This window comes from Verrucomicrobiaceae bacterium (assembly GCA_016713035.1).
In the GTDB taxonomy this organism is placed as follows: domain Bacteria; phylum Verrucomicrobiota; class Verrucomicrobiia; order Verrucomicrobiales; family Verrucomicrobiaceae; genus Prosthecobacter.
In genome coordinates this window covers 776,957-798,613 of the sequence record JADJPW010000001.1, presented here as the reverse complement: position 1 = coordinate 798,613, position 21,657 = coordinate 776,957, and the positions used below count along the sequence as shown (strand labels likewise).

12 protein-coding genes are annotated in these 21,657 nt (G+C 59.7%); 1 reads left to right on the top strand and 11 read right to left on the bottom strand.

From position 1 onward, the window contains the following. Positions 1-27 precede the first annotated feature (27 nt). On the bottom strand, positions 28-1,179 hold the full coding sequence (locus IPK32_03435; protein MBK8091062.1) for a 1-acyl-sn-glycerol-3-phosphate acyltransferase: 1,152 nt from the start codon (positions 1,177-1,179) through the stop codon (positions 28-30). Between the two features lie 117 nt (positions 1,180-1,296). On the opposite strand from IPK32_03435, the gene IPK32_03430 reads away from it, so the two are divergent. Continuing rightward, positions 1,297-2,172 carry an NAD(P)-dependent oxidoreductase gene (locus tag IPK32_03430; GenBank protein MBK8091061.1) on the top strand — a complete coding sequence of 292 codons (876 nt, stop codon included), beginning with the start codon at positions 1,297-1,299 and terminating at the stop codon, positions 2,170-2,172. Here the strand turns inward: IPK32_03430 and IPK32_03425 are convergent. The 10 genes from IPK32_03425 to smc form a co-directional block, all read right to left on the bottom strand. After that, positions 2,163-3,335: an FAD-dependent oxidoreductase gene (locus tag IPK32_03425; protein MBK8091060.1), complete on the bottom strand. Its 1,173-nt coding sequence runs from the start codon at positions 3,333-3,335 to the stop codon at positions 2,163-2,165. The genes IPK32_03430 and IPK32_03425 overlap by 10 nt on opposite strands. A 130-nt stretch (positions 3,336-3,465) precedes the next feature. Further along, on the bottom strand, positions 3,466-5,139 hold the full coding sequence (locus tag IPK32_03420; GenBank protein ID MBK8091059.1) for a hypothetical protein: 1,674 nt from the start codon (positions 5,137-5,139) through the stop codon (positions 3,466-3,468). Between the two features lie 100 nt (positions 5,140-5,239). Further along, on the bottom strand, positions 5,240-7,843 hold the full coding sequence (locus tag IPK32_03415; GenBank protein MBK8091058.1) for a hypothetical protein: 2,604 nt from the start codon (positions 7,841-7,843) through the stop codon (positions 5,240-5,242). Between the two features lie 262 nt (positions 7,844-8,105). Continuing rightward, positions 8,106-9,692 (bottom strand): hypothetical protein, encoded by a 1,587-nt coding sequence (locus tag IPK32_03410; GenBank protein ID MBK8091057.1) that lies wholly within the window; start codon positions 9,690-9,692, stop codon positions 8,106-8,108. Continuing rightward, complete coding sequence (locus tag IPK32_03405; GenBank protein ID MBK8091056.1) at positions 9,689-12,325, bottom strand: hypothetical protein; 2,637 nt, start codon at positions 12,323-12,325, stop codon at positions 9,689-9,691. The genes IPK32_03410 and IPK32_03405 overlap by 4 nt, the downstream gene beginning before the upstream one ends. A gap of 3 nt (positions 12,326-12,328) precedes the next feature. Continuing rightward, a complete protein-coding gene (locus IPK32_03400; protein MBK8091055.1) occupies positions 12,329-13,231 on the bottom strand; it encodes an ABC transporter ATP-binding protein in 903 nt (300 codons plus the stop codon). Then, entirely contained in the window at positions 13,228-13,590 is a 363-nt protein-coding gene (locus IPK32_03395; GenBank protein ID MBK8091054.1) for a GntR family transcriptional regulator, read from the bottom strand. The genes IPK32_03400 and IPK32_03395 overlap by 4 nt, the downstream gene beginning before the upstream one ends. Positions 13,591-13,767: 177 nt before the next feature. Then, a complete protein-coding gene (locus IPK32_03390; GenBank protein MBK8091053.1) occupies positions 13,768-15,945 on the bottom strand; it encodes a hypothetical protein in 2,178 nt (725 codons plus the stop codon). Between the two features lie 111 nt (positions 15,946-16,056). Continuing rightward, positions 16,057-17,364 carry an ABC transporter permease gene (locus IPK32_03385; protein ID MBK8091052.1) on the bottom strand — a complete coding sequence of 436 codons (1,308 nt, stop codon included), beginning with the start codon at positions 17,362-17,364 and terminating at the stop codon, positions 16,057-16,059. 1,319 nt (positions 17,365-18,683) lie between these two features. Then, positions 18,684-21,401, bottom strand: coding sequence for a chromosome segregation protein SMC (gene smc / locus IPK32_03380; GenBank protein MBK8091051.1), 2,718 nt, complete (start codon positions 21,399-21,401; stop codon positions 18,684-18,686). Positions 21,402-21,657 lie beyond the last annotated feature (256 nt).

The window sequence follows — 21,657 nt, the reverse complement described above, 5'->3', positions numbered from 1 at the left end:
GAAAAATCGCGCTCAGTCCGCCTCATCTCACGCTTTGATCACGACAAAGCCCTCTGCATCGAGCGTGCATGCTGCGGTCAGTGAGTCGAGCGCGAGCCCTGGGAGCAGGCGACCGAGCGTGGCGGGCTTGCGGCCTTTTTGCAGTGCCTCTTCACCCACGGGCATCGGCGGCGTGGGGACCTCTGTGCTGAGTAACAAGCCACTGGCGGCATCCCAATAGCCACGGAGTAGGCGTGCATCATTCAGCTCTGTGATGCGTGCGGCATCTGCATCCCAGCAGAAGATGAGTCGCTCCGTGTCGGTGATGCGGGAAAGGCTCTCCGGTGAGCAAAAAGCCACGATGGGGGCTCCGGCGGCCTGGGCGGCTTCCGTGATGATTTTCACTCCAGGTAGCAGATGCGCCAGATCATGCACGATGCCGTGAATCACGCTGCCCTGCGGCTCTAGGCACCAAAACACATCACCTGGGCGATACCACTCTGCGTCACGCAGGCCAATGGCACTCCGACGCGTGCTATCAGGCCGCCAATCCGTGCGCAGCATCATCGCCTGTGCAGAAAGGGCTAGCATGGCGCTGCGCAGCGTCGCCACATCCGCCGCGCGGGCATCGATCGGCTCACCGAAGAGCACCGTGACGGGATAGCGCAGATGCGCAGGCCGTTTCTTGAAGAAGCGCCCACCTTGAAAGGAAAAAATGCTACCATAGAGCCCATCCAGCCACACCGGGAGCACTTGGGCAGAGCCCTGGCGTGCCATGAGTTCGTAGCCTTTGCGTAGCTCATTGACCATGCCGTGGCGTGTGATCTGGCCCTCGGGGAAAAGGCAGACCAGACCGCCCCCCTTCAGCGCCTCTGCCACGCTGCGCACGGCATCCTTTGCCCGTGTAGGTGAAATGGGCACCGTGCCGACGAGGCGCAGGAAGCCATTCATCCACCAGATCTTATAAAGCACATCCCACATGACAAAGCGGACCATGCGCGGACATGCGGACGCCAGCACCATGGCATCGACATAGCTGACGTGATTCGAGAGCATGAGCACGCCGCCACCTGGCGGCACACGCTCTGCATGGATGGTTTTCACACGGTAAACCGAGCGCACCAGTGCCAACACGATGCTGACAAACATGCGGTAGAGCATGCCGCGTTTTGGCTCTGGGGGCGGTGGTTGGGTATCCATCAGGGGTGGCTGGCATGCAGATAGTGCAGTTCACCTTTTCGTCAAAGCAGGAGTCACTTTCATGGACACCAAGCGTTATCCCTTCGATAAAATGCCTCCCACCCTCATTCCTTCAGCATGAACAAACCCCAACTCACTGGACAAAAAATCGGATTCGTCGGCCTCGGCAACATGGGCCGTGCCAATGCACGCCACCTCCATGCCGCAGGAGCAGAAATCGTGGTGTGGAATCGCAGTGAGGCCCCCGCACAGGCTGCCGCAGCCCTGGGCATGCGCCGCGCCGCATCCTTGCCCGAGCTCGCACGCGAGATCGGTCCAGGAGTCATCTGCATCAATCTCACCACCACCGAAGTCGTCGAAGAAGTCGTCTTTGGCACAGGTGGGTTGCATGAGGGACTGCATCCAGAGGCGCTGATTGTCGATTTCGGCACCACCGGCGTGCCCCAGACGCGGAAATTCGCCGAGCGTGTGCATTGGGTCGATTCACCCGTCTCCGGCGGCCAAGTCGGCGCAGAGGCCGCAACGCTGACCATCATGGCTGGCGGCTCGGAGGCAGACTTTCAGCGTGCGCTGCCCATTTTTCAGACCGTGGGCAAAAACATCACCCACATGGGCCCCGCTGGCAGTGGCCAAGTAACCAAGCTCGCGAATCAACTCATCGTGGCTCAAACCATCGACGCCGTGGCCCAGGCGCTACGCCTCGCCGAGCTCTCGGGCGTGGATTCCGCACTCGTGCGCAAGGCCCTGCTCGGCGGCTTTGCAGAAAGTCGCATCCTCGATCTGCATGGTGACCGCATGGTGCGCCGTGACTTCGCTCCAGGAGGCCGCGCCGTGCTCCAGCTCAAAGATGTGCGGCTCATGTGCGAGCTAGCAGATAGCGCAGGACTCGACTCACCCACGCTGCGGAACTCTCTCCAGCAGTGGGAAAAATTCGTCCATGAGAAAGGCCATGGCGATCTCGATCACAGCGGCCTCTTCCGCCTTTACGAGTGAGATGCTCTCGCACCATCACCCGTGGACACCGTAGGCTCACGCCAGCGGTAGCGCGCGCTCCAGTCATTGGCCTTGCCCTCGACCACATCCGCAATGATCCCGCCTAGCACCGGCGTGAACTTGAAAGCATGGCCCGAATCCCCCGCTGCAACGACCAGCCCCGCATGCTCGCGATCATGGTCGATCCAAAAAGCGCCATCGAAGGTGTCACAATACAAACACACGCGGTGACTATGCACAGGAGCCTCAGCGAGAGCCGGAAAGGTGTCACGCAAAAACGCCCGATAACGCTCCTCCTCGCCATCCGGCAGCGTTCGCGGCTCTGAGGCCAAAACAGGCCGTCCAGGGCCATGATTGGCCACTTTGACGATACCATCCGCATTTGCCGGAAATCCATACCAGCCCGTTTTGGCTATGTCTGCTCCCCAGACCGGAAAATGCGGCGCACACCACTTTTCTGGCTGTGCGGGCTGAAAGTGAAAAACCGTCTGCGCCGTCGCCCGAATGACTTTTTGAAGGTGCGGCAGCACCTCGGGCGTCCAAGCACCCGTAGCGACCAAAACCAAGTCCGCACTCCAAACCTCGCCGCTCGCAGACTCAATACCGATGCAGCGCCCAGCTTGGAATATCGGCCTCGCTCCCTTCACCTCTTCGTGAATCACCACACCAGCACTCCGGGCATCGCGAGCCAGCTGCGCGATCGCTCGCCCACTCTCTACCCAGCCGCCCACTGCATTGAAATAACCATCCACATAGGCCTCAGCATTCCATGCGGGATGCTGCTGACGAAGCCCTGAGGCATTCATACGCCGCAGCGCATGCCCCTGAGCCATCAGATAGTGAAAACTATCATGCTCGAAACTGCCAGGCCGCATTTCTTCCCGCGACATGACCAGGAAGCCATCCTCGTGATACAAATCCATGCCCCAAGCACGATTCCAGCGTCTCCAGCCTTCGATAGAGGCCAGCCCCATCGCCGTGTGCTGAGCATCGACGCCGTAATCCATGCGCACGACCTTGCTGATGTCTGTAGATGCCGCATCTGGCTGTGGGAGCCTTCCTTGATCCATCAACGTCACCGACCAGCCCCGCGAGCGCAGCTCCAGTGCCGCAGTGAGTCCGAAACAACCGCCACCGAGAATCAGGATGGAATGAGGCACCATAATTAAAGAAAAAGTCGCGATCCATTTTGAAATAGCTGTCCCATTCCCAAGGTGCCCTGCGCCTTGGAATCACAGGCGAGAAGAATAGACAGTCGTTTCATCATGAAGTCGCAGAAAACGCCCGCCGCGCCTACTTCTTCTCCAGCAATCGCCGCAGCTCCTCCGCGCTCAGCGTCAGCTCCACTACGCCACACTCACGCGGCCACCATAGGTCCAGCACCGAATCTGCGAGCCAGTCCTCCAAAGTCAGCCCCGCGATGTCCATCTGCGGCCTCGGATGCGTGAACGAAAAATCCTTAGGCTCGCCGATTTGATAAAACAACGAGCTCCAGTCCCCTTCACACGCCGTCCGCACCTCCTGCAGCGAGGGTGAATGCAGCAGTGCCAAAAAATTCGCCTTTGGAACCGCGCCATTCCACGGCCTCAAACGCGCAAACTCTGCTCTCGGCAGCACATCCGGGTAAAACTCATGCAGCCGCGCCCATAGCGAGAGCTTCTGCTCATCATTCAAGCTGCGCACGCCAAACTCCAACCTCCGCCCAGCCTCCAGGATCACGCTTTGACGCTTCCGCTGCTTCATCGGCATCGAGAGCACCCGCTCCATCCGCTGCACCGCCAGTTTCACCCGCAATGGCGACTTGGGGTCCTCGTCGAGATACTTCTTCAAAGCCTCCCGCTCATCCAAATCCACATTCCCATGCCACAGCGAACCCGCAGGATAATGCGGCAGCAGCGCCCGCGTGTGCGCCTGCGTCATCCAGTGCTTCCGCGCATTCTCATTCTTCTTTCCGTAGAGGTAGTCAGAGAAGCGTCCGCACTCCAGTATGCTCACCACATGATCCGGTGGTAAACCGGTCACAAACAGCCCCGCCCAAAGCTCCTGTGCATTCGCATCCGGCTTCTCGCCCACATGCAGTGCCAGCTTCGCCTCCGTGAACGCCCTTGGCGGCACCTCACGCCAATCATACCGCCAAAACATCACCACCAGCACCGCCAGCACCACACCACTCACCAAATACTTCACCCAATCCCGTCGCAAACTCATTCGCCACCACACGAAGAGCATTGTCATACTCCAAAGCACACTCGCCACCGTCCATGCGCCATGTTTCGCATCATGGCGTGAGATCGGGTCAAAAAGAAAAAAGAGCGTCAAGAACACCGCAAAGCCCGCCAGCCCCCAAATCACCGCTTTGCGCCCCGAATCGCCCGCAGCGGCACAAGAAGCCGCCAAACTGCCAATCGTCATCGCAGGCAAAAACCACCCAAACAGCACTCCAAGCCACTCCAGCACACCAAAACCCATTTCGTAACCTTGCGGCACCCCGCGCACGATCCACGGCAAAAGCAGCGCCAGCATCAAAAACGCCACCTTGCCCGCCCAGATCGCCCCACGGCCAACAGGACGCGTGTGCGAGGCTATTTCCACATTCCCCGGCGCATCTGCCCGTGCCGAGCGCACCACGATCAGCAGCGCCAGCAGCCCCGGCAGCGCCCCCGGCATCGGGAGCCGCCACTCCGCCTCCGCACTCCAGTGCCACCACTGCGCCACGAGCAATCCCACCCACACGACCACCAGCCCCCACTGCGCACGCCACTCGTGCATGAACTGATGCCTCGCCCGGCTCCAAAACCCCAATGATGCCTTCGTATTCATGCCATACCTCCTTCGCTCAGAATGTAACGAGCACGCGGCAGCGTCGTGGAGTGCGGTGGCAAAGATGCGCGGGCGCAGCCGCGCATCGCCGACACCGCTGTCGAGAGCGGGAAAGACGCTCTCCTCACCAAGAACTCCGTCCAGCACACGACAGCGGTGTCGCGCTGACGCTTGCCACCGCACTCCACGACGCTGCCGCGCCTGAGAATGCTCCATCCCCTATCTTGCTGTTTCATTGGTGTTCTCCTCATGGTTTTGCCTCCGCGTTGAGTTCCCAGCGCATCTTCTCCGCGTCGTATCGAAAATCCTTCACGCTCAAGTGCTGGCACCGCTGGCCAAACTGTTTCAGCGTCTTGTAATTCGTCTTCTCTTCACTCAGTCCAAAAATGGCCGAATGAGCCGACTCCAGCCGCTGATTTTCCTCATGGTCTTGTGATTCCAGCAGTGCAAGTCCGCGCAGTATCCTGTCCAACGCATTCACATCCCCCAACGCCACTGCGGCTTCCAAGATGCCACGTTGATGCTGTTCTGGTTGAGTCACACGCGGCAGCGCCGAAAAAGCTTCTCTCGTCAAAGCCGCCACTCGCTCCTGATAGCCTGACCTCTGTGAAAGGTAGCGCAAATGAACCGACCCGAGTCTTTTTTGGAAATCTCCCCAAGCCTCTTCGTCGGAAATGGCGGGCTTCACTTCCAGACTCCACAACGCTTCGTCACTGCCTGAGCGCAAACAGGTCTGCACAGCCTCAATCTGCTTCTCCACCGTCCCGGCAAAAGCCAGTCTCAGAGGCCATTGTTTGCCATGACGTATTTCAGGATTCACTGGGTCGGTCCGTCCTGCGGCATAAAGAGCATACACCTCTCCCTTCTCACGGGTTACTCCAGGCACCTTCTTGAGCAGCAGCGCCTCCCCCATCACGCAGTCGATGAAGCCATGCACACCACTCATGCCTTTCTTCGATGACCTCGAAAGCACTTCTGGCACCCTCACCACATAAGGCGCGACGATCTCCGCCACCTCCAGGTCATTCCCCGGCCATTTCGGCTCGTGATTTCCATCCAAGTCTTCTCGATGCTCAAAAACAACATCCGCCGCATACACCGCCGCGATGTATCGCTCGACTTCTGCCTTCGTCGCCGTCTCCGCAGGTTGCGGGATGCTCTTCACATGCTCCAGAAAAGCCTCACGCGGATTCTTCGGCGTTAGCGACACCGGCATCTTCGGCCACTGGTCTTTTTCACGCCACTGCTCGCCCAACACCACATTCTCCACCTTCACCTCATGCCGTGAACTGCCGAGGAACTCACCACCGATCCAGATCAGCTCCTGCTGCTCCAGATTCTCCTTCGTCACACCCGTGCCTAGCTCCAGCACGCCGTAAAGAAAGGTGATCTCGCGGTGAAACGTGCTCCAGCCGTGATTCGTGCCACGCTCAAACCGCGCTCCATCGGATGCTTGCTGCCACAGCAGCCGCTTCTCCGGCGCATACAGACAAAGATGCGGCATGAAGGGAAACACCGCGTTCCGACGACCAAAGGTCACATGCCGCTCCCGTAGCTTCAAAGTCAGCGCGACACGCCTCTCGTTACCGCGATTGTCCATGCCAGCGATCACCTCCAGCACCTCGATCTCGCTCTGTGGCGTGCGAATCACCGCACCATTCTTCAAAGGCATGCGCCCCAGCTCTCGTAACCGCGCCCACTGCGCCGAAAGCTCCAATTCCATCGTGATCGGCTTCAGCGCATCCACCTTCAGCGAAAGCGTCGCCAGCCGCGTCCTGCCATCCAATCGAGCATTCGTCAGCGTGTCAGCTGCCCATGCGCCTGGCACATGATCCACCAGCGGCTTCCAAAACGGAAGGTAGGCAATGTCAGTCGCATCAGAGAACGAATCCAGCCGCACCTCCGCCAAATCCGGCAGTTCTTTTCCATCCTGCATCATCCGCCGCTTCTCCACTTGCCAAACCGGCACAATCCCTGGCGGCAGTTCCCCAAACTCAATGCGTGTCTTCAATTCAAGCCCTTTGCCGCCTTTGTTGACCACCACTCGATCCGCCTCCACGCGCACGACACGATCCTGCGTCAGCTTTTTCACCAGCGCCTCATCCTGCGCAGCCTCTATCGCACTCGGAAAAGACGGAAACATCGCCGGAAGCGTCCAGATCATCCCCATCACCACCGGCACCGCCAATCGCATCAGCCGCCCTATCGGCCTGCGCGAGTGCAAGAACGCAAATAGCAACACCAGCACCCCAGCAATGGCACTACTGCGCAGCGTCAGGCTCGAATCATACCACATGAACATCCACGCCTCGCGATACGGCATGTGCAGCCACTTAAAAATCCATGTCGGCCCTCCATCGAAGCCGCAATAGATAAACAGCACCAGCGCTACATACTTCTCCCAGCCGCGAAACAGTGTCCCCGCCGGCAGCAGCCACAGCATGCTCACCGCCACCGCGAGGCCTGTTTCTAACACCCCGCGCCCCACATCCGCCCACGGACGACCGTAGGCCAACAGCACCGCTGCATTCTCGATCACCATCGGCAGCATCACCGCCACCGCGCCTGTCAAAATCCGCGACAGCCAATAATGCAGCCGCGAAACCGGCCTCGTGCTCCGAAACGCCAGCCCTCCATCCTCCGGCGGCACGCTGAGCAGCACCCACCACGCGATGATCCACATTGGCACACTCCAAAGCGCCGCCGGAAACGAAATCGTCGGCCTCGAACTCATCGGCCACAGCCATTCCATCTGCACCGCATAGTCAAAGACTAGCGCCGCCAAGAGCACCACCACCCGCGGCCACAGCCAGCGCAGGTCTTTGAGCGAATGATGAAGGGTGAGATTCATGGAGGATTTCTGATTTTAGATTCCTGAATTTTCTCCGCCCCTTTGCCCCTCTGCGGCAAAATCGAAGTCCTCGACGCTTCGCGGGAATGATGACGCTGGAATACTCAGCTTTACCGCAGAGGGGCAAAGAGGCAGAGGAGCAGAGGAGGGAATGATTCCGCTCATGGCTTCTTCACCCCCTGGTTGAGTTTGATCAGCTCTGCCATTTGCTGCGGGCTGAGATCGAGATCGACCGTGCCTAGCTCGTCGGGCCACCACAGGGCTAGGCGGGTGCTTTGCAGCCAGTCGGAAATTTTGAGGCCGGAGAGGGTTTGATGAATGACCGGCAATGGTAAAAAAACTCACACGGGCGGGCATGCTCATGATGCCAGAAGCTATGCTGAAAATAATACCAGTCGTTGCTGGGTTCGTGCAAGCAGACGACTTGATCAATGCCGGGCGCATGAGCGGTGAGCAGCAGATTGGTGACTGGCTGACGGCCGAGCACATTGAGGCGTCGCCAGGGCAGATTGGGGACGGTGAGCGGCCAGCGTTCATAGAGGCGTGTTTCCAGGTTCAGGCTGGACTCGCTCATGGTGTTTTTGACCAGATCGAACTGCCATCCCGGCATGGGCGCGGCGGTGAAGCCACTGCGCAGCACCTCCGCGAGGGGCTTTTCTTGCACCTTGCGCAGACGATGAACAGCCAGCCGCAGTCGCCAGCGACTTTGCGTGGCTCCAGGGTGTCGCTTCTCTGCTTTGGCGAGGACTTTGGAAAGCGGATCGCGTGTTTTGTCCTCCTCACCCACCCAGGAGGTCTGCGCTGGAAAAAGGCCGCTGAGCCGCTGCGCATGATCCACATTCATCCAGCGCCAGAAGGACTGCTTTTGGCCTTTTTCATCCCAATAGAAGAAATCAGTGTACACAGGCTCCGGTGGCCATTTTTTACCATCGGGCAAAATGGGCGCAAAAGCCATGATCGCGGCCACTTCATCCTGCGCGAGGCCGCTGAGATGCAGCGTGCTCCAGAGCGATTGATGCTCCTTTTCCGGCGCAGGGCCGATGTGGAGCTGCAGCTCGCGAGAAAAAGCCTGCGCAGATAGCGCACGCCAGTTCCACGGCCAAAACGAAGCCAGCACTCCGATCAGGGCGAGCATGATGAGCACCATCCATGACCGCACCCGTCCCAGAGTGGCACGCCACCATGCCCACAGCAGCACCAGCGCCGTACCGCTCATGCCAACGATGACCTGACAGCGATGCAGGTCTGCGTTTGGCCCCTTCAGGCTGAAGGACTGCAGGCCGTCCAAATGCAAATAGCTAAAGTTTGGAGCCGCACGGCTGATCTGCGGCAGCAGCAGGTAAAGACACGCCAGTGCAGCCAGCGAGATCGTCCAGCTGCTTTTCATGCGCAGACAGGCCAGCCAGCACGCGGCAAAAACACCCACTGCCGCAGGCAGCAGCACGGCGATAGCCACTCCGAGCCATGAAATCATGCCGAGTCCGTAACCACGAAACACCAGCACTTTTACCAGCAGCCAGGGCAGTAGGCCAAAGAGTGCGATGCCGATGAACTTGGCCAACCACAGTGCGCCACGCCCCAGGGGTCGCGTGAGTGTGGAGCTGTCCGCGCTTCCTGGATCATCCGCTTTCACCACACGCCATGCCAGCAGCAGCCCCACCGCCATCGGCAGCGCCTCCGGCATGAAGGCACCCCGCATGTGCAGTGCTTCCCTATCCAGGTGCTCCAGCGCATGAACAGCAAGCAGCAGCAGCCACATGAGCAGCAGACCGCGATCACGCCGCGCATCCACGCGGAGCTGATGAAGCACGCGGTAGGTCAATGATGGCAGATGAAGAAGAGTGCTCATGGTTTCGGGATCGCGTTCCAGGTCATCGCAGCCGGGTCATAGCGGAAATCAGCGGCTCGCAACTCACGTACACGGCGCAGAAAGGGCAGCGCTTCGTCCCAGGTGAGTTCCAGCTTTGTCTCCGGCCCGCCGAGCAGGCGATGCAGCGTGGACAAATCCATGAGGTGATCGTGATCGAGCTTTTTCTCATTCCAAAAGCGCAGACCGTGCAGATAGCGATCCAGCGCCGTCTCCATGCCAGCGGCGATGGCACATTCCACGAGGGGACGCTGTTCGCTGGAGGTTGACACAGCGGGAGGCACGCTCAGCTCATACTCACGACGCACCCACTCGCGTGCCTGGGCGCGCACGGCCTCGCTGCGGATGCCGCGCAGGGAGGTGAAACTCTTGTTCTGCTTCAAAGTCGCCAGCCGCTCCTCATCAGGGATCACCGTGCGAATTGCAGCACGCCATTTCTCATGCACAGCGAGGATCGGCTTCACATCCCGCTGCTGCAAAGCGGCCTCGATGGCTGGCGCGAGGTCTTTCCAGCCACCGACCAGGCCATTCAAAAGACGCGGTGTGGCTGCCTTAGCATCGCCACCTCCATCATACCGCAGGCCATTTGCCTCCCGCGTGATGCCCTGGATGCCTACCCTCAGCAGCGTGGCATCCAGCAGCTCACGCACAAAGGGATTATCCTGTGAGACGAAGACAAAAGGCTGCCGCGTGAGTACCTGCGGATGCCGCAGCAGATACGGAGCCACGGCATCGGCCACCGTACGGTCATCACCAGGGAAATGCAGGCTGCCGTCCTTTTTGATATCGCTGCGCCAGCTCAGCGCATGAGAAAGCGTCACCACATCCGCCACGAACCTCGCCACCGCCTCCGGCCCCGCATCGGCGGCAGGCTGCGGGATACGCTGAAACTCACGCAGGAAGCCCGCACGCGGATTCATCGCCTCACGCGGGCACCGCTCGGGATAGGCCCAGGGCTCGCGTTGGAGCTTTTCCTTCAAATCGACGCCTTCGATGCGCAGCCGGTGCGTGCTCGTGCCTGCGAAGTCTTGTTTGCGCAGCATGAGGCGCATCGAGGGCACATCCTCCTCCCGAATGCCCGTGCCAGGCACCAGCACTTTGTTGAAGGTGAGGCTGCGCATCATCCGGGTGCGCCCGCGTTGCGTAGCACGCATCTGAAAATCGCCCACAATATCAGTTCCATTTTGCCAAAGCAAAGCCTGATGGGGCGCATAGAGTTCCTGATGTATCTCCATGCCATAGGTGAATGGAGTCCCTCCTGTCTCAATATCCCGTCTGTGCAGCCTGATGAGGATCGTGAGGCTGCCCGGACGTTTTACACCCATGCCATCTACATGCGGTCGCACATCCACGATCTCCATGTCAGCATCATCAGCCCACACCCGCGCTCCCGCACGCAACTCACAGCCCCCCAGCACGGATTGCCGCACCCAGTCAGCCTCGAATCGTGCCTCGATATCGGCTGGAGTCGTCAAATCATCCGGCATCGGCCAATGGCTGAGATCGAAGTGGTTACGGGCTTGGCCATAGCGATCCACGACGAGCGTCTGCGAAGGAAAATGGGCCGCTAGATTCGTGAGCAACCAGGGATCATCCTGGGTAAAGACAGCCATCGCCCAAAAGAAGCGATACGAGTAGTTTCCGCGTAGATTGGAATGCAGAGTATGATCTTTCTGCCTCAGCACCGCCTCACGCACGCGCCACCTCGGCATCAGCTCTGCTGGAGCAGGCAGCGGCATCAAATCACCACTATCGAACTCGATGATGCTGGCCCCTGTCTCGCTATCATTGGAGGCATAGAGACGGAAGGAATGAGGCGCTGGCAGCTCTGCGTGCTTCTTAGCCATCTCCGCGATCCACTCTGGCTCACGCCCCGCCCATGTGCTGGGCTGAAACATCGGCGTCCAGGCTAGCGAGAAGCACACCATCGTCAGTACCGCGATGGCTGTGAGCTGACGTGCCAGTGCCCATCGGTGGCGTTTTTGCCAGACAGCTATTGCGATCATACCCACAGTACCCAGCCAAGCCGCCTTGGCGAGACTGCTATCTGCATAAAGCATCTCATCATTGAGGCGCCAAACACGCAGCACCTGATCGCTCAGTGATTTTGAAAGCAATGCGGTGAGCAGTGCCACACCCGCGATCACCCAGCGCACCGCTCCGGCGGCGATCAGCGGCATCGGCAGAAGCCAGGCCAGCACCGCGCCCGTGAAGAAGAAGCGCTCCACCATGCCCAGCAGCACATCCCGCGCCCGCACCCCTGATGCGATAAGGAAAAGTCCCTCCACGGCGATCATTGGCATCACGATCATCAGCAAAAACACCAGCACACGACTCCACCAGTAGCCACTGCGCGGGAGCGGACGCACCGCGATGAAGCTGCGGTCATCCGCCAGCGCATCCTCCGCCGCATACCCCAGCGCCAGCATCAAAGCCCCGCCCCACACCAGCACTGGCAGCAGCCCGATCCATGTCGGCGAAGCTGTTCCCGCCCTCATCGGCACGATCCATTCCGCATCCACCGCCAGTTGCAGCACCAGCACGGCCAGCCACGCGAACCACTTCCAGCGCAGGTGGCGGAACTCTTTGAGGAAATGATGAAGCGTGAGGTTCATGGCTCATTTTCCTTCGAGACGGTAGGCACGGGCGAGGGCGACGAAGATCTCGCGCAGGCTCATAGGGCGGATTTCGGGCTTTGGGGATGCGGAGAGGGTGCTGTGGACTGCTGCGGCGAGCGCTTCGTCGCTGCTGTGGCGGCTATGGATGAAGCGAAGTGTGCGACCGGCGGTTTCGGCATGGAGCCAGTCGGCGGGGAGATTCGTGGGCGGCCTCGTGTCGTCGGGGAGCACCACCTCCACGGCGCGGAAGCGGCTTTGCAGGCTGTCGCTGGTCTCATCGAGCGCGAGGCTGCCGCGATTGATGATGGCGATGCGATCGGCGAGGCGCTGCACCTCCTCGATGTCGTGTGAGGAGACGAAAACGGTCCAGCCTTCCTGCTCGGTGAGTTCCAGCAGACCGCGAATGAATTCATCCCGCACCAGCGGATCGAGTCCGCTGAAGGGTTCGTCGAGCACGACGAGCTTGGGCCGATACGCGAGACTGCTGAGCAGCGCGGCCTTCATGCGCATGCCACGTGAGAGGTCTTTGAGCTTCGTGGTGAGCGGAAGGTCGAATTGCTTGAGCAATTGGCCCTCGAAGGCCTTGTCCCAGTTCGGATAGAGCGGGCGGCAGTAGTCGAGGAACTGCTTCACGGTCATCCATAGCGGCAGTTCCATGTTTTCGCTGACGTAACCGATCTGCGTGAACTCACGCGGGCCGAGTTTTCGCGAATCGACGCCCAAAACGGTCGCGGAGCCAGAATCGGGCCGATGGAGGTTGAGGAGGCATTTGATGGTGGTGCTCTTGCCTGCGCCGTTTGGGCCCAAAAAGGCCGTGACCTGCCCCGCGGGCACTTCGAGGCTCAAACCGGCCACGGCTTCGGTTTTGCGGAAGCGTTTATGAAGATCGGAAATCGTGATCATAGGCTTTTGAGGTGGGTGATGACTTGGTTGAGCGTGAGATTGAGCTCGGCGGCTTCTTTGAGCAGTGCGCGGCACTCCGGCGTGATCTGCGCGAGGCGCTCGCGTAGGCCGGGCTGATCTGGCTCGGTGACGACCATGCCGATGCCGGGGCGGGAATTGAGCCAGCCTGCGTCTTTGAGCTGGAGGACGACCTTGTGCGCGGTGGTGGGGCTGATTTTCAGCTCCTGGCTGAGCGTGCGCACGCTGGGGAATTCATCGCCCGCCTTCATCTGGCCGGTGAGCAGCGCCTTCCGCACCGCCAGCAGGATCTGGTCGGAAACGGGCGTGCCGTCTTGGAGCTGGATGGAGAACGGAAGCATGGCCTTTGCTCAGTGTTCTTACTGTAACAGCACAACTGATACAGTGGCAAGTATTTTTCTCCGATGAGTCAGTAGCCGCTTAATTGAGCACTATTGGATGCAGGCTCGCTCTTATCTTTGTCTTTTGGCGAACGTGGATGTCAAAGTTGGCGTGGTGGTGGGTGGCAAGGAGTCTGCTCACTCTTTGACCAACCGCCGCACTTCGACTTTGAGGATGGTGGCGAGGTGGCCTTCGTCGAAAAGAGTGTGGCAGAAGCCGATGTGGCCGGTCTGAATGAGGGGCAGGGGATCATGTGGTGGGTAGAAGCCGACGGGAGTGACCTGATCATAGACGATCTGGTCATTTACTTTCCAGGTGATCTTGCCATCGCGGCAGGTGATCTCGAAACGCACGGGCTTGCCCTCCGGTAGTTTGGGGATTTTTTGGGTCTTGGAGCCGGAGGTGTAGTAGCGATCAAGGAAGTAGGCTTGGTCCCCTTTCATGATGCAGGTGAGCCAGCGCTCGGTGTCGCCTTTGTCATAGCCATGACCGAGATGCACGCCGAGGCCTGATTTTCCGGCCTGGAACTCGCCGCGTATTTCCACCTCCGAGCCGAGTCGTGCGTAATGGAAGATGAAGGCGGAGGTGCCTTTGCCGCGATTGGTGAGCGTGCCGTCCGCACCGACACTCCAGTCGCCTTTTTGCACCTGCCAGCCGTCGAGGTCGGGCGTGAATGGGAGCGTGACCCAGTCGCCTTTTGCGAGCTGTTGCTCGATGCGGGTGGTTTGCAGCCAGGAGGAGGCGAGTCTTGCGCCGGGGCCTGTGAGCTTGCCGCGTACAGTTTCGAAAGCCTGGATGGCGGACTCCCAGTTGCGGGCGTGCAGGTCTTGATGTGCCTGCTGCCAGGTGGTGGCTTGGTCGCTGGAGAAAATGGCGGATTCCCCGCGGATCAACGCCTCGCTATAGCCGTGGTAGGGGAGCAATTGGAGAATGACGGCGCGGCTGAAACGAGACTCGTTTTGCGTGAGTGCCTCCTGCGCGGCGGCGTAGTCGCCACAGAGCCAGCCGAAGGCTCCTTGCAGTGCGAGGGCGTCTTTTTTCTCTTCCGGGGTGGCAGCATCAGCGACACGCTGACGGCACAGCGCTATGGCGACGCGTGCGATGAGAGGTCGCCGACAAATCTCCCACCACTGGCCGCCATCGCGCACGACATCCTCTAGGGTATTGAAAAAGAAATATGGCAGTGGTGTGTCGAAGCGCCGCGAATCTGCGCAGGCGAGCCCGAAGGCGAGCATCTGCTCATGACTGCCACCCCAGCGCGGTAGCAGGCCGTTCATCTGTGCGCGGCAGGTGCTCAGGTGGTCAAATTGGGCACCCAATGCCCGGTGCAGCCATGTATCCGCTTTTTCCCCAGTGCCACCGCCGGTCAGCTCGATGCCGAGTAGCTCGCGTGCGGCCAGGGGGGAGTCTTGGCGCAGCTCCCAGGCTTGTTTAAAGGCCGCCACGGCTAGCTCGCGGTGTTTTTCAAATCCCTGCCAGCCCTCTGGCTTCACACCGTTGGCGAAGGTGTGTCCGCGGGCGAGCCAGGCGCGTCTTTCATGGAGGCGTCCAGTGAGCATGTGGCGGGTCCAGTCGGTGAGCGTCTCCAGGTGGGTGAAGGCCTCCACTTTGTCTTCGTGGCTGCGGATGTTTTTTTCGAGGAAAATCGGCCAGAGGCATTCGTCGAGGATTTCGTCCTCAGCGGCGGTGAAGGCGTCTTTTTCGCTCAGCGTTTCGCTAGCTGCCTGGATGAGATCGGTACCTGATGGCGTGGGCTTTTTGGTCGGATACATCTTCCAGTAGAGTTGTGAAATGCCTGCTAGCACCCAGTAGCGTGAAGAGGCTGGCAGGAGGGCGAATTCGCGATGGCGACGGGCTTTATTGAACGCATCGGTCGTGGCGGGAAGATTCTGGCTACTGGCATAGATCGCGTGGCTATGGACCCAATGCATGAGCGGGTCGTCCACGCCTGCTTTGATGATCTCCGCACAGCCTTTTGCAAGGTCAGCGGATGTCAGATGCTTGTCGCGCAGCGAGTTGCTTTCGATTTGCAGGGCTCCTTGCTCCAGCAGGCGAGCGGCTTTTTGCGTGAGTGCTGCGTCCTTGCTCACTCGCTTTTGAAAGGGGCCAAGGATGACGCGGCGAAACCACTCCTGCCATTTTTTGTCCACATCACGCTGCAAACGAGTCCCTGGCTTAAACTCCAGTGGTCGCATGTGCTGTTCGCTCAAGAACTGCGCGATCTCCTTTTCCGGCCACTCAGGTGCACCGAGTGCGAAGGATGCCATCGCCAGAAGCGCGGCGGCGAGGAGTTCAAAAGTGCGTCGGGTGGTCATGGCAGGCTGCCTAACGATCTACAGGCTACTTGGGTTGCATTTTCCGGCGGACGCATCGGGGTATTTACGGCCTTATGGGCTGAGAACTTCGTGTTTGAAGTGACCGATCGCTCAGTCCCGCAGGGCCACGGCAGGATCGACGCGGGATGCGAGCCAGGCGGGTGGCCAGGCGGCGAGGAGGCAGAGTAGGATGGAGCCTAGCGCAGTCCAGGTGATGAAGAGTGGGTCGATCTGCGCGGGGATGGTGGAGAGGAAGAGGGCCTCTGTATCGACTGAGCCACCGCCAGAGACGTAGGCGATGAGTCCGCGTAGTTCATTGAGGTAGTGCAGGACGGCGGCACTGAGCAGCAGACCTACTGCGGTGCCGACGATGCCGACAAAGGCTGCCTGGGAGACGAAGATGCGGATGATCTGGCCCTGACGTGCTCCTAGCGCGGTGAGGACACCGATTTCACGGCGCTTCTGCGTGGTGACGGTGATGGTGGTGTTCATGACCGAGAATGCGGCGACGAGGCCGATGATGCCGATGATGAAGAACATCATGAAGCGCTCATTGCTCATCGCGGCGAGGCGTGCATCGCCGACATCGGTCCAGAGGGTGGCTTTCCAGCCTGGTGGGATGATGCCGGCGGCTTGGAGGGCGCTGTGGGTGGCTTTGATGGCATTGGGGTCATGGACCTCTACGAGGATGCCACTGACGGATTGCTGCATGCCGAAGATGTTCTGTGCCGTGGGGAGGGTGGTGTAGGCATAAAATCCTGCGGACTCGGTGCGGGTGTAGCCTAGGAGGCGTATTTCGCGTGGATGGAGCTTGATCTGCTTGTAGGCGGCTTTGCGTTTTTCTTCATCCTCGATGTCGGTAGCGGTGCGGAAGCTCCGCACGGCCTGTGTGACGCTGCTACTGGGGTAAATGGAGATGGTATCGCCACTACGGGCGTCGAGCCTAGCTGCGCATTCATCTGGCGCGATGATGCCGCCATCTGCGAGGTCGGTGGTGCCGTCTAGGAGGTGCTTTTTTATTTTTTGCATGTAGTAGCCTGCGCTTTCGGCTGGTAGGCCAAAAAGCTCTGCCACGCTCTGCTGGCCGTTTTTTTCCAAATAGACATAGCCACCGGCATAGGTGCTGGTGTGGGCTGTTTCGGGCCGAGTGCGGATCTTTTGCAGGATCGCGGCGGTCTCGGATGCAGAGGCTGTCTTGCCATCTGCTGGCTTGATGAGCATGTGGGGCTGGTAGCCGATGAGTGCCTGTCGGAACTCACGCTCGAAGCCTTTCATGACGGAGTTCACCACGATCATCATGAGCACGCCCATCGCGACGCCGAGGACGGAGATGATGGTGATGATGGAGACGAAGGAACGCTTTGCCCGCAGGTAACGGCGGGCTAGGAAGGTGACGGCGCTGACAGCAGTGGAAGGCACGAGCCAGGATGGAATGCAGGAGTCCAGATGTCGAATGCCAACTTGCTAGGCAGTGAGTTAAAACACGGCCTAAGCTGGCATGACGAGCTGTTCTTCTTCGACGGGGTCTTCGGAGTCGGTGAGGACTGCCTGCTCGGCATCGAGGTCGTTCACGGGCTCTTCGTCTGGGGTGACGGCGGCAGCTTTTTTGCCGCGTCGTGAGGAGGAAGGGGCTTCTAGGGCGAGTTCTTGGTCCGATTTTTTCAGGGTGCGTGTGTCCTCTGTAGTCATGCGGACGCCGACGGGCTTGGAGACGCCGAATTCCTGCATGGTCACGCCATAGATCACATCGGCGCGGCTCATGGTGCGCTTGTTGTGGGTGACGATGATGAACTGGGAGTTGTCGATGAAATTATCGAGCATCTTGAGGAAGCGACCGATGTTGGTTTCATCCAGCGGGGCGTCCAACTCATCGAGAACGCAGAAGGGGGATGGCTTGACCTGGTAGATGGAGAAGAGCAGGGCGACGGCGGTCATGCTGCGCTCGCCACCGGAGAGGAGGCTGATGGTTTGCAGCTTCTTGCCAGGCGGCTTGGCGATGATCTCAATGCCGGATTCGAGCGGATCGGCTTCGTCCACGAGCATGAGGTCGGCCTTGGCCTGCGGGCCGAAGAGTTCTTTGAAGTTGTTTTGGAAGTAGTTGCGGACGGCGGTGAAGGTCTCGCTGAACATGAGCTTGGTGGTCTCATTGATCTTGGCGATGACTTGGAGGAGCTCTTCTTTGCCTTTAACGAGGTCGCCGTGCTGGGTTTCGAGGAAGCGGTGGCGCTCTTCGAGTTCTTCGAATTCCTGGATGGCATCCAGATTGACGGGGCCGATGCCTTCGAGCTTCTGACGCAGCTCATAGACGACTTCCATGACGAAGGCCCAATCCGGCTCAGCCTGTTCGTCCGGGATGACGACGTCTTCGATGGAGACATCTTCATCGTCGCGGTTGGAGATGGCGGGGATGTAGGTCTCGGATTCCTCGGGGGCTGTGGCGGACTCGCTAGCGTCGGAGTGCTCCTCAGATGAGTCTGCTTTATCAGCATCATCCGCAGCGGCACTGGCGGCTTTTTTGCCGCGGCTGCGGTTTTTCTTCTGCTCCTCGATGGTGAGCATGAGGACGTGATAATCTGGCTCAAAGGCGCTGATGTGGAAGCTGTAGCGCTCTTGGACTTGATTGATGAGGTTTTCGAGGCGGAGATCGACGCGGGTGAGTGCGACTTCTGCGCGGCTGCGGCTCTGATTGAGGCCGTTGTGGCTTTGGCGTAGCTGGGTGAGCTGGGCTTCGAGTGCGCTTACTTGCTCAAAGAGGCCTGCGCGTTCTTCGGTCTTGGATTGGAGATGTTCTTCGATGGCGGCGATAGTGCCGCGCTGGGACTCGATCTGCTCGGCGTAGCGTGCGTTTTCTGCTTCGCTCTGCTGGATGCGGACTCGCCAGGTGGCGATTTCTTCATCGAAGCGGCGGATGGCGGCGGCGAGCTCCTGCATGCGAGCACCGAGGGGTGTTTTTGGCGTTCGATGCTGCCGAGGGCGCTTTGCTCGAGGGCGAGAGCGGTGCGGAGTTCGTTGAGTCGCTCGCTGGATTCGAGCTCGCGACGGAGGAAGGACTCCATTTCGAGTTCGAGTTCATTTTCACGGACGCGGGAGCCTTCGAGCTGCTCGATGACCATGTTGGCGGCATCGCGGAGTTGGGCGATGATGTTTTCACTGCCGCCGATACGCTCGGAGATCTGGTTTTGGTCCCATTCGATGCTTTCGAGCTTGGCGCTGGCTTGCTGGAGGGCACGCTGGACGACGGACATTTTGCCCTGGAGTGCGGAGAAGCCTTCGCGTGCACGCTGGGATTGCTCACGGAGGCTGAGTTCCTCAAGCTGCATGTCGTCGAGCTGTGCGGTGGCATCTTTGACGGCGTTTTCTTTCTCCTGGTACTGGAGATCGAAGGATTCGACCTCAGTGCGGAGTTGTTTCACTTCTGCCTCGCGGCGGAGGGTGGAGCTTTCTTCATCTTTGGAGGCACCGCCGTAGATGATGCCATCTGCACTGATGAACTCGCCCTTCAGGGTGGAGATGGCGAGGTGTGGGAGCTGGCGCTTCAGGCGCATGGCGGTGTGCAGATCCTCAGCGATGACGACATTGTGCAAAAGGTGGTCGATGAGGCTCTGGACGCCGTTTTTGACGCGGACTTTATCGGTGGCCCAGGCTAGGGCTCCTCCGGGTAGGAGCTCACGATCTGCCTGGGAGCGCAGATTGATGAAATCCTGTGGGAAGAGTGCTGCACGGCCCATGCGCTGATCTGCGAGGCGCTGGACGATCTGGGCGGCGAGCTCGCTTTCGGTGAGAAGGACGGCCTGGAGGTGATCTTTGAGCGCGGCCTCGATGGCGGGGATGAAGGCAGTGTCGGTGACTTCGATGCTGGAGGCGAGGAGGCCACGGACGCCGGTGGAGTAGATTTCTGGGTTATCGAGGCCGGGGAGGACTTTTTGAGTGCCTGCGGAGAGGCCTTCACCTTTTTGCAGGAGCTGCTCGATGACTTCCAGGCGTGATTTGCGCTGGGTGAGGCTGCGCTGGAGCTCATTGAGCTCATTGTTCATCGCATCGCGCTGGCGGCGGCGCTCGATGATGTCGCGGGCGCAGGTTTTGGCCTTTTCATCGAGCTCGTCGCGGGTGTGCTCGAGTTCGGCGATTTGGCGCTGGAGATCATCGAATTCGATCTGGCTGGCTTCGCGGGCCTGGGCCGCCGTTTGGCGATCATGGGCCAGGGATTCATGACGCTGACGGTCTGCGGCCATCTGGGCGGTCAGGGACTGTGCGCGGGCTTCACCGGAGGCCATTTGACCCTCAAACAGGCGGATGGACTCGCGGATGCTGCGGCGGTCGCTGTCGAGCCGATTGCGCTCGGGCATGAGGTTCTGGTGCTGGCTGCCGTGTTCATTGACGGCCTGCTGGCGGGTGGCGATGTTTTCCCGGATGGAGTTGAGTTGCTCATCGGCGCTGGTGAGGTCGCGGCGGGTTTGATCGAGCAGTTCCTCGTTGGCGGCCATTTGCTCTTCGTTCTGGCGGATGCGGGCCTCTAGGTCCTCACTGCGCTCACGATTGAAGCCGATGCGGCCTTCTGCACTCTGCATCTGGGAGCGGAGCTCCTGGGCCTGCTGGCGTGCCTGGCTGATCTGGCTTTCGAGGGAGTGGTAGGCCTCACGGGTTTGGGCGGCCTCTGCTTCGGCGGTTTGGAGTTTGCGCTGCGTTTCTTCGAGCTGATTGGCGAGCATGCGCAGTTGGTTCTCGCTCTCGGATTTCTCGCCGGAGAATTCGGTGTACTGCTTGTGAGCGAGGTGGGTATCGAGGAGGCGTGTGTCCTCGAGGAGAGTCTGGTAGCGGCGTGCTTTGGCGGCTTGGCGCTGGAGGGTGCCCATCTGGCGCTTTACTTCGGCGATGATGTCGGCCACGCGGAGGAGATTGGCCTCGGTGTATTCGAGTTTGCGCAGGGCTTCTTTTTTCTGCGATTTGAATTTGGTGATGCCAGCGGCTTCTTCAAAGACGGTGCGGCGATCTTCTGGCTTAGAGCTCAGGAGCATGTCGATCTGGCCCTGGGCCATGATGGAGTAGGCAGCGCGGCCGATGCCGGTGCCTGCGATGAGATCGTGGATGTCTTTGAGGCGGCAGACGGTGTTGTTGAGGCGGTATTCGCCGCGTCCATCACGGAAGACGCGGCGGGTGATGGCGACTTCGTTGAAATCGACATTCAGGGACTTTTCGCAGTCAGCCATGGTTAGAGTGACTTCGGCCATGCCCACGGGTTTGCGCTTGTCGGTGCCATTGAAGATAACATCGGCCATTTCATCGCCACGGAGGGCTTTGGCGGAAGTTTCTCCGAGCACCCAGCGGATGGCATCGACCACGTTGGATTTGCCGCAGCCGTTCGGCCCGACGATGCCGGTGACGCCGCTGTGGAATTCAAAGTGGGTCTTGTCTGCGAAGGACTTGAAGCCGTGAAGGGTGAGGCTTTTGAGGTACATGGCGCGGTCGGTGCGTGAAAGGTGAGACGTGAAAAGTCAGAGGTGCTGGGGTGGAGTGAACCACGGGCGAGCGAGTAGCCGCAAGCGACAAGGGGTTATTTTCCCCTATCTTGGGCTTCCTTAAGGTATACGAAACAAGATATGGTGTGTTTCGGGTGCTCCCCGGCTGTGAATAAACGCAGCGGATGTGAACAAGGTTTCAGCGAGGCGTTTTTTAGTGCGGCATTCGAGTCCGGCTCTCATGCGCCATTCGGAG

Coding starts and splice junctions, on each gene's coding strand:
- IPK32_03435 (MBK8091062.1), bottom strand. CDS start 1,179: ATGGATACCCAACCACCGCCCCCAGAGCCAAAACGCGGCATGCTCTAC.
- IPK32_03430 (MBK8091061.1), top strand. CDS start 1,297: ATGAACAAACCCCAACTCACTGGACAAAAAATCGGATTCGTCGGCCTC.
- IPK32_03425 (MBK8091060.1), bottom strand. CDS start 3,335: ATGGTGCCTCATTCCATCCTGATTCTCGGTGGCGGTTGTTTCGGACTC.
- IPK32_03415 (MBK8091058.1), bottom strand. CDS start 7,843: ATGAATCTCACCCTTCATCATTCGCTCAAAGACCTGCGCTGGCTGTGG.
- IPK32_03410 (MBK8091057.1), bottom strand. CDS start 9,692: ATGAGCACTCTTCTTCATCTGCCATCATTGACCTACCGCGTGCTTCAT.
- IPK32_03405 (MBK8091056.1), bottom strand. CDS start 12,325: ATGAACCTCACGCTTCATCATTTCCTCAAAGAGTTCCGCCACCTGCGC.
- IPK32_03400 (MBK8091055.1), bottom strand. CDS start 13,231: ATGATCACGATTTCCGATCTTCATAAACGCTTCCGCAAAACCGAAGCC.
- IPK32_03395 (MBK8091054.1), bottom strand. CDS start 13,590: ATGCTTCCGTTCTCCATCCAGCTCCAAGACGGCACGCCCGTTTCCGAC.
- IPK32_03390 (MBK8091053.1), bottom strand. CDS start 15,945: ATGACCACCCGACGCACTTTTGAACTCCTCGCCGCCGCGCTTCTGGCG.
- smc (MBK8091051.1), bottom strand. CDS start 21,401: ATGTACCTCAAAAGCCTCACCCTTCACGGCTTCAAGTCCTTCGCAGAC.